Below are 9191 nucleotides of genomic sequence, written 5' to 3' on the forward strand. Positions count from 1 at the left end.
AACAAAAAGGCATTTAGCTATTTTGTTGGATTGGGTGCCGCGCTGGCTTTGCTGAGTTTTGGTATTCTTGGGATTGAAGGTACTCAGGATTTTATCCGCATTTTAACGATCAGCGGAGAGGGAACCTGGTATGGCATGAAAGAAGCCTCCATGATTAACCTGATCGGCTTAATGTCACGGACTTTTTCTTTCTTGGATCCAAGCCTTATTCAAACTATTGGCTGGGTTTTATATTTTATTTCAATCGTTGTTTTATTTTTTTTCTGGACATTTACTGCCAAAGAAACCAGTTCCCTTTTGGGTCTCTCAGTCATATTCAGCTTATTTTTTGCACCCCATCTTCATTACCATGATCTAAGTCTGTTATTTTTTCCCCTTATGCTGATCCTGGTTTCCAGAAAACTTTCTCTCAGACAAGAAAAAGTATCGTTTGTCCTCTTGGCGATCTCGTTTTTATTGATCTTCACAAAATCAATTCCTTTTTTATATTTCTCATTCCCATATAGTTTACTCCTTGGAATGACAATTCTTCTCATTGGAAAACAAAGAATCACACAAGACCAGAATCCTCCTTGATTGAAAATTAATCAAAATGTAATTTTATTAAGCAAAAAGGATGATTTCTACTGCTGATCTTTTTCCAAAACCATCTACTTTATGATAAACTCGCTGGAGTTTAGACAGGAGGATCCATGAAATATTTAGTCATTGTAAATCCCATTTCAGGGAGGGGCTACGCTGAAAAAGCAGTCCCATCTATTGAAGATGCTTTAAAAGCCAATCATCTGGATTATGATCTGGTGCGCACAGAGCGCCCCTGGCACGCAGCAGAGATCGCCGAGCAGGCTGCCCAAGATGGCTACGATGTTGTCGTCACGGCCAGCGGAGATGGGACAGCCAACGAGGCGCTGAATGGCTTGATGCGCGCCCGTACGGCCGGTTTTGATCAAACCGCTTTGGGCATCATCCCCGTTGGGACAGGCAATGACCTGGCCTACGGCATGGGCATCCCTGACAATCTCAATGAGACCTGCCTTGCATTGGCCCAGAACAAGCGATTGGTTGCTGATATTGGGCTTGTTAAGGGTGGCGACTATCCTGAAGGTCGCTATTTTGGCAATGGGGTCGGCATCGGTTTTGATGCAGCGGTCGGCTTTCAGGCAGAGAAAATCACCTGGGCCCGCGGCTTGCTGGCATATCTTATTGCAGCCTTGCAAACTGTATTTTTATACTATAAAGCCCCCATCGTGGATATCACCTACAACGGAGAGACGCTCACAAAACCTTCGCTGATGATCTCTATCATGAACGGAAAGCGGATGGGAGGCGGCTTTTATATGACTCCTGAGAGCTCTCCCAGCGATGGAGAACTGGATCTCTGCATTGTCAATGAAGCACCCAAGCTGCGCATTTTCCAGTTGATCGGCCTCTTCCTGAAAGGTACCCAGGCTAACGAGCCAGAGATCACAACCGGCCGGACGAAAAATATAATAGCCAAAGCAACCAAAGGCACCCTGCCCGCTCATTGTGATGGCGAAACCCTTTGCTATGAGGGCCAGCAATTGGAAATAGAGATTATTCATCAAGGACTGGAATTTGTGACTGCATGAAATATTTTGTTATTGCCAATCCCGCCAGTGGACGCGGAAAGAGCGCCGAAAAGATTCCCTTGATCGAGGAAACCCTGCGCAGTTACGCCCTCGATTTTCAGTTGGTTCAGACGAATGAGCCGGGGCATGCCATCAAATTAGCTGAACAAGCTGCCCGCGAGGGCTACGATATTGTCGTTGCAGTAGGCGGGGATGGAACGATCAACGAGGTGCTCAATGGAATTATGCTCTCCTACCCCGATAGCAGTTCCCGGCCTGCACTGGGCATTATCAGTATTGGTACAGGCAACGATCTCGCTTATGGATTAGAACAGGAACAGAATATTGAAACAGCCTGTAAACTGATTGCAAAAAGCACACGTCGTAAAATTGATATGGGTCACATCGTCACAGATGATCTTCCTGAAGGTCGGTATTTTGCAAATGGCCTCGGTATCGGCTTTGACGCAGCGGGCGGCATTCTTGCCGAGAAAATCAAATGGCCGCGCGGATTTCTGGCTTATCTGATAGCAGCCCTGCAAAACATCTTCCTATATTATCAAGCTCCCACCCTGCAAATCATCATGGACGGAGAAACTATAGAGATGCCCACCTTACTGATTTCAGTAATGAATGGTCGTCGGATAGGCGGCGGATTTATGACAGCACCGGAGGCCTTTATCGACGATGGGCTTTTTGATCTATGCATTGCAGAAGAGGTCAGTCGTCCCCGTATGCTTACTTTGCTTCCCCGTTTTGTACAGGGAACACAGTTTAACGAACCAGAGGTGCAGATGAAGCGCACAAACAAACTCCAGGTCAATGTGCTTAAGGGGTCAATGCCCATCCACACTGATGGGGAGATTATTTGCTCTGCCAGCAAAAAAGCCACCATTGAAATCCTCCCTCTCTCACTGGAAATAATCGGTTAAAAATATGATCCGGTTGGGCAGGCAATACCGCATAATCAGCAAATTGATTGAAATCGGCACCGCCATCATTTGCCGCATAGACAAGGCTGATCTGGATAAAGTTTCCCGCACTGGACCGCTAATTCTTTTCGCCAATCATATTAATTCACTGGAAGTTCCTCTTATATTTTCCCATCTCCAGCCCAGACCAATTACCGCAATGGCAAAAGCTGAATCTTGGGATAACCCTCTTTTTTATTGGCTTTTCAATGTTTGGAAACTGATCCCGGTGAGACGTGGCGAAGCAGATATGACCGCAATTCGGAAATCTTTATCGATGCTCAAAGAAGGCTATATTTTTGGAATTTCTCCCGAAGGTACCCGCAGTCGGGGTGGTCAGTTAAATCGCGCCCTCCCCGGAATCGTGCCGATTGCACTGCGCAGTAAGGCACCACTGCAACCTGTTGCTCATTGGGGTGGAGAGGCATTTCCTGAAAATATAAAACGATTAAGACGAACTGATTTTCATATCCGGGTGGGAAAACCTTTTTTCCTCGAAAGCCAAGGAGAGCGAGTCACCAGCGAGGTGAGACAAAAAATGGTCGATGAGATGATGTATCAAATGGCCAAATTGCTGCCCGAATCCTATCGCGGCTATTATGCAGATCTTGAAAAGGCAACAGAAAAATATCTTCGCTTCACCTAAAATTCATAGAAATAGAGATTTGTTTCCCATTCTTTAAATCCCATTTTCTGATAAAGCTTATTCGCTGCCACACGTCGCGGGTTGGATGTGAGCATCATCCCCTTCGCGCCGTACTCTGCCGCCAAACGGAGACCTTCCCGCATCAACGCCTCACCAACACCCTGCCCTCGCGCAGATTCGTCCACAATGACATCCTCGATATGGGCACGTAATCCGGTTGGGACACGGAAGCAAACCAGAGTCAGCGCTCCGATGATCGGCTTGCCTCCGCCATCCTGACGGGCCACAAGGAGGGTAGTCGCATCCGCTACAATCAACTCCGACAATTCATCCCGGGTGGGAACACCAACCGACGAGAGTTGGGGAATTAATCGCAAAAATGCGTCATAGACTTCATCAGTCAATTCGAATACAGGGCGAATATCCATCGTCATATTCTATCAAAAAAGGGCGGACAATTGTCCGCCCTTTTAAATTACCAATAATCTTTGCTGGCTTAAGTGCCCTCTTCCCAGGAGTTCAGGTACTTGATCTGCTCTGCGGTCAGAATATCGATACCAACGCCCATTGCTTCCAGTTTCAGACGGGCAATTTCGTTGTCAATATCTTCCGGCACGGAATAAACCTTCGCTTCCATGGTCTTGGCGTTCTTGACCATATATTCAGCTGAGAGCGCCTGGTTGGCGAAAGACATATCCATCACCGAGGCGGGATGCCCCTCAGCAGCAGCCAGATTGATCAGGCGACCTTCACCCAAGATATGGATGCGGCGGCCATCGGGCAGATCGTATTGTTCAACAAAGGGACGTACCAAGGTTGGGTCACCTACAGCCATCTCAGCCAAGGATGGAATATTGATCTCAACATTGAAGTGGCCAGAATTGGCAACAATGGCGCCATCTTTCATCACTTCAAAGTGGTGTTTGTCGATCACATTTATGTCGCCTGTCAGGGTGACAAAGAAGTCACCAATGGGGGCAGCTTCGATCATCGGCATAACGCGGTATCCATCCATAACAGCTTCGAGGGCTTTCATTGGATCAATTTCTGTCACGATCACGTTCGCACCCATACCTGCTGCACGCATGGCAAGGCCGCGGGCGCACCAACCATACCCAGCCACGACAAATGTTTTACCTGCAATTAGCACGTTGGTCGCACGAAAGATGCCGTCAATTGTCGATTGACCGGTTCCATAGCGATTGTCAAAGAGATGTTTCGTTAGCGCATCATTGACTGCGATCACAGGGAATTCCAGCGCACCGTCGGCGGACATAGCCTTCAAGCGGATCACGCCAGTGGTTGTCTCCTCGGTGCTGCCGATAATGCCATCGAGCAGTTCACGGCGATCCTTGTGGATCACAGAAACCAAATCTGCGCCATCATCCATAGTGATGTGGGGTTTGTGGTCAAGGGCAGCGGTCAGATGTTTGTAGTAAGTCGCGTTGCTTTCGCCTTTGATGGCGAAAACCGGGATCTCATATTGATTGACAAGGGCAGCAGCTACGTCATCCTGCGTGGACAATGGGTTTGATGCCGTTATCACAACATCTGCCCCTCCCGCTTGCAGGGTTGCCATTAAATTGGCGGTCTCGGTGGTGACGTGCAAACAAGCCGACATGCGAATTCCCTTAAAAGGTTTTTCCTTCGTAAAACGTTCCTTGATTTGGCGCAAAACAGGCATCTCGCGCTCTGCCCAATCGATGCGGCGACGGCCGCCCTCTGCGAGACTCAGATCTTTAATATCGTATTCAGTCATTATTACTCCTTACTAGTTGTTTTCTAGTTATTTAAAAATAAATAATTAATACAAAAGTATATCAAGTTTACCAGCATCATCAAAATGCTGTCTAAACCGGGTTACAAATTCTTCCCGTGAATAGCTATGATTTTGGGTGCCATTTTGCTCCAGCACATAGACGGCTGCCAGGGAACCAATCTGACCACAGAGTTCCCAATCCCAGCCATGAGCATAGGCGGCTAAAAATCCGCCACGGAAGGCATCGCCCACCCCTGTCGGATCAACGATCTCCTGTTCAGGGACGGTCGGGATATGATATTCATTCCCATCGGCATAAACATCCGCGCCATCTTTACCACGCGTGACAATGATGATCTTAACCTGTTCAAGCATCCCATCCAAATCCAACCCGGTTTTTTTCGAGATCAGGCCAAATTCGTAATCATTCACAAAAAGGAAGTGCGCCCCCTGCATGTCGCGGGCGATCTCATCTCCCTCGAGACGCAGCAATTGCTGGCTTGGGTCGTAGAGATAGGGAATATCCAGTTCACGGCACTCGGCAGCGAAGTTTTTCATCGCTGCCGGATCGTTGGGGGAGACAACGACCAGATCAGGCTTTGGCGTGATATCTTTAAGGGATTGTTCCGCTGCGTGGGCCATAGCGCCCGGATAAAAACTGGCAATCTGTGCACTGGTTTGATCAGTGGTTGCAAAGAAGGATGCAGTAAAAACTCCTGGCACGACCTGTGCAGATTTTGTGTCCACTCCCTGAGCGTCAAGCCAGGTTCGGTAGTCACCAAAATCCTCGCCTACAGTCGCCATCAAACGCGGTTTTTTACCCAGCAAAGCCAGGGTATAAGCGATATTTGGGGCAACACCACCACGTTGACGGGTCATCGAATCCACTAAAAAGGAGAGGCTGATCGAGGAGAGACGTTCGGGGAGAATCTGTTCTTCAAATTTACCCGGGAAGGTCATCAAGTAATCGTAGGCCACAGAGCCAGTAAGTAAAATATCCATCATTTGTTTTCAACCACTTTCTTCAAATTCAAATCAAAGGGCGGATAAACGACCCCGTTTTCAGTCACGATAGCCGTTACCAATCGATGCGGTGTGACATCGAAAGCAATATTGCGTGCCGTTGAACCAACAGGTGATGCTTTTCGCCCCAGTAACTCAAGACTGAGAACTTCTTCCTGCCCACGCTCTTCGATGGGGATCAAACCACCATGAGCCAATGATAAATCAATCGTTGAGGTAGGAACAACTGCATATGCTGGTACATCATTGTCTTTTGCAGCTAGTGAAAGCATATACGTTCCGATTTTATTGACCACATCTCCGTTTGCCGCTGTTCGATCTGAGCCAAAAACAACCCGCTGGACCTGACCAGTGTAGAGGAAATGCCCCGCCATATTATCGCTGATAATATCAAATGGGATGCCGTATTCTTTTAACTCCCAGGCTGTCAGGCGCGCGCCCTGCAAACGTGGTCGAGTCTCATCAACCAACACATGGATATTTTTGCCCTGTTCATGCGCGGTATGGATCACACCCAGAGCTGTCCCCCAGTCAACCGTGGCAAGGGAGCCAGTATTGCAATGATGAATGATCGTATCACCATCCTCGATCAGCGCCGCGCCATATTCAGCCATCCGTTTGTTAATTTCAACATCTTCGTCGGCGATGAGCTGGGCTTCTTTTAACATGGCCTCTCTCAGATCATCCGTGCTGCCTTCAAATGAATTCGCAACGCCCAAGATTCTGTCGAGAGCCCAGGCGAGGTTGACTGCCGTGGGGCGGGCAACACGTAAAATATCGGCAGCAGATTGAAGATCCGCGCGTAACGAGGTAACCTCACTTGCTCTGGATTCCTGTGCTGCCAATGCCATCCCAAATCCTGCGGCAGCGCCAATTGCCGGTGCGCCACGAATGACCATATCGGTAATTGCTGTTCCCACGTCTGCATAACGCTGAAAGGAGACGATCTTATAAGCCTCTGGCAACAGACGCTGGTCAATCATTTTTGTTTCGTTAGTTTCGTAATCCCAGAATACTGTTCTCATCACATATTCCTGTTTGGTAACTTGCCCGAAAAAGGCGCTCTCTTCCGAGAGCGCCGCAATTAACGTGGCTAGTTTAGCATGAGAGGGCATGGATGTCAAAGCGTTGTTTGACAACTTCACAGCATGAGCTAAAATAGGATTATATGAAAAGTTCAACCGTTGCAATTACCATCGATGGGCTGCTTGCCCAACTCCCTGAAAAAAATAGCCTGGCAGACAGAGAGCTGGTTCAACGCGCCTATAGGGTTGCTGAAAAAGCCCACCGTGGGCAAAAACGGGCTTCAGGGGAGCCTTATGTCACCCATTGCCTTGCTGTGGCTTCCATACTGGCAGAACTACAGGTTCCGACAGCCGTCATAGCTGCAGGTCTGCTACACGACACGGTAGAGGATACCAAAATCACATTAGACGATTTGCAAAATGATTTTGGCGGAGAAATCACAAATTTGGTAGATGGGGTCACAAAATTAACCAATTTACCGCGCGTCTCCAAGGATAATCAACACGCAGAGATCCTCAAAGCCAGCGAAACTGGAGAGCTGCGCCAGCAGGAAAATGAAGCAGAAGAAGAACGCTACAATAAACCTGCCCTGATGGGTCGTAGTCCCGACCTGGTCTCTGAAACCTTGCGAAAGACCTTTCTTGCGATGGGAAATGATGTTCGCATAGTTCTGATCAAACTTGCTGATCGTCTCCATAATATGCGTACACTGAGATTTATGCCTGAACACAAACGCAAGCGGATCGCACAACAAACGCTAGATATTTTTGCTCCCCTAGCCAATCGGCTGGGTATCTGGCAAATCAAATGGGAGTTGGAAGATCTCGGATTTCGGAATACAAATCCTGAGAAATATAAAGAGATCGCATCACATCTTGATTCTCGCCGGGAGGGGCGTGAAAAACAGATCCAATTTATGCTGATCGAGCTGGAAAAAATGCTCACCCGGGAGGGAATTCAATCCAAAGTCACAGGGCGTCCGAAACATATATATTCCATCTATCGCAAGATGATGAAAAAAAACAAACCTTTTGAGATGGTGCGGGATGTGCGTGCCATCAGGATCATTGTCAATGATGTTCCGGATTGTTACTCTGCCCTAGGCTTGATCCACACTCGCTGGCGCCCATTGCCCAACGAATTTGACGATTATATTGCCGCCCCAAAAGACAATTTCTACCAATCACTGCATACAGCCGTCATCCACGATGATGGAAAACCACTGGAAATACAGATCCGTACTCCAGAAATGCACGAAAGCGCAGAGTTTGGTATCGCAGCCCATTGGCGGTATAAAGAAGATGGAGGGAGAAACGATTTATATAATGAGCGCATTGACAATCTCCGTCGAATGATGGAGTGGGATCAGGATGTGGATGATGCCACAGAATTCGTTGAAAGTATGAAAACGGATGTCTTCCAGGATCGCGTCTATATCTTTACTCCAAATGGGGATATTATCGACCTGCCAGCCGGCTCAACACCGATTGACTTTGCCTACCATATCCACACAGACGTGGGACATCGCTGCCGCGGTGCAAAGGTAAATGGAAAACTTGTCTCGCTTAGTCATGAACTGGAAACTGGTGAACAAGTTCATATCCTGACGGCAAAACGCGGAGGCCCCAGCCGAGACTGGCTAAATACGAACCTGGGGCTGGTAAAAACTCAACGTGCGAAATCGAAAATGCGTGTCTGGTTTCGCAAACAAGACCAAGCGCAAAATATTGCTCAGGGACGAACCCTCCTTGAAAAAGAACTGCAAAGAATCGGTATCAAAGAAAAAACAAATTTCGAAAACCTGGCTAGACGGATGGGTTATCAAAGCACAGAGGATCTATCTCTAGCCCTGGGTATTGGCGATCTGTCCGTCAATTCGGTTGTTACCCAACTTTCAAATGAAGAACAGCAAGCTGAGACCCTTCTCCCATCCGCTCCTGACAGCGGAGCCGAAGCCACGAATGCGATCAATGTCGTTGGGCTGAAAGGTCTCCTAACCAATGTGGCAAAATGCTGCAATCCAACCCCGGGAGATGAGATCGTCGGCTATATCACGCGTGGACGAGGCGCCAGCATCCATCGCAGTGATTGCCCTAATATCCTCCGCACTACCGAACAAGAACGTTTGGTGCAGGTTAATTGGGGTTCTCTTGCGCGCACTTACCCCGTTCCTATTC

9 protein-coding genes are annotated in these 9191 nt (G+C 48.1%); 5 read left to right on the top strand and 4 right to left on the bottom strand.

Features of this window, described 5'->3' with window-relative positions:
• From AC3DOM_RS12090 to AC3DOM_RS12105, 4 genes are all read left to right on the top strand, one after another.
• The coding region (locus tag AC3DOM_RS12090; RefSeq protein WP_487919302.1) for a hypothetical protein at nucleotides 1–576 on the top strand (576 nt) is incomplete at its 5' end.
• 116 nt (nucleotides 577–692) lie between these two features.
• Nucleotides 693–1610: a diacylglycerol/lipid kinase family protein gene (locus AC3DOM_RS12095; protein WP_487919303.1), complete on the top strand. Its 918-nt coding sequence runs from the start codon at nucleotides 693–695 to the stop codon at nucleotides 1608–1610.
• Nucleotides 1607–2521, top strand: coding sequence for a diacylglycerol/lipid kinase family protein (locus tag AC3DOM_RS12100; protein WP_487919304.1), 915 nt, complete (start codon nucleotides 1607–1609; stop codon nucleotides 2519–2521). The genes AC3DOM_RS12095 and AC3DOM_RS12100 overlap by 4 nt, the downstream gene beginning before the upstream one ends.
• 4 nt (nucleotides 2522–2525) lie before the next feature.
• Nucleotides 2526–3206, top strand: coding sequence for a lysophospholipid acyltransferase family protein (locus tag AC3DOM_RS12105; protein WP_487919305.1), 681 nt, complete (start codon nucleotides 2526–2528; stop codon nucleotides 3204–3206).
• Here the strand turns inward: AC3DOM_RS12105 and AC3DOM_RS12110 are convergent.
• From AC3DOM_RS12110 to mtnA, 4 genes are all read right to left on the bottom strand, one after another.
• On the bottom strand, nucleotides 3203–3634 hold the full coding sequence (locus AC3DOM_RS12110; RefSeq protein ID WP_487919306.1) for a GNAT family N-acetyltransferase: 432 nt from the start codon (nucleotides 3632–3634) through the stop codon (nucleotides 3203–3205). The two genes, AC3DOM_RS12105 and AC3DOM_RS12110, sit on opposite strands and share 4 nt — an antisense overlap.
• 68 nt (nucleotides 3635–3702) lie before the next feature.
• The gene (gene ahcY / locus AC3DOM_RS12115) at nucleotides 3703–4965 is read right to left on the bottom strand and encodes an adenosylhomocysteinase (protein ID WP_487919307.1); all 1263 of its coding nucleotides are present in this window, start codon (nucleotides 4963–4965) and stop codon (nucleotides 3703–3705) included.
• Between the two features lie 45 nt (nucleotides 4966–5010).
• Nucleotides 5011–5970: a carbohydrate kinase family protein gene (locus AC3DOM_RS12120; RefSeq protein WP_487919308.1), complete on the bottom strand. Its 960-nt coding sequence runs from the start codon at nucleotides 5968–5970 to the stop codon at nucleotides 5011–5013.
• Nucleotides 5967–7013 carry an S-methyl-5-thioribose-1-phosphate isomerase gene (gene mtnA / locus AC3DOM_RS12125; protein ID WP_487919309.1) on the bottom strand — a complete coding sequence of 349 codons (1047 nt, stop codon included), beginning with the start codon at nucleotides 7011–7013 and terminating at the stop codon, nucleotides 5967–5969. Before mtnA ends, AC3DOM_RS12120 begins: the two co-directional genes overlap by 4 nt.
• A gap of 143 nt (nucleotides 7014–7156) precedes the next feature.
• On the opposite strand from mtnA, the gene AC3DOM_RS12130 reads away from it, so the two are divergent.
• On the top strand, nucleotides 7157–9191 hold a 2035-nt coding region (locus tag AC3DOM_RS12130), incomplete at its 3' end, for a RelA/SpoT family protein (RefSeq protein ID WP_487919310.1).

The sequence above is a fragment of the Candidatus Desulfolinea nitratireducens genome, assembly GCF_982879505.1.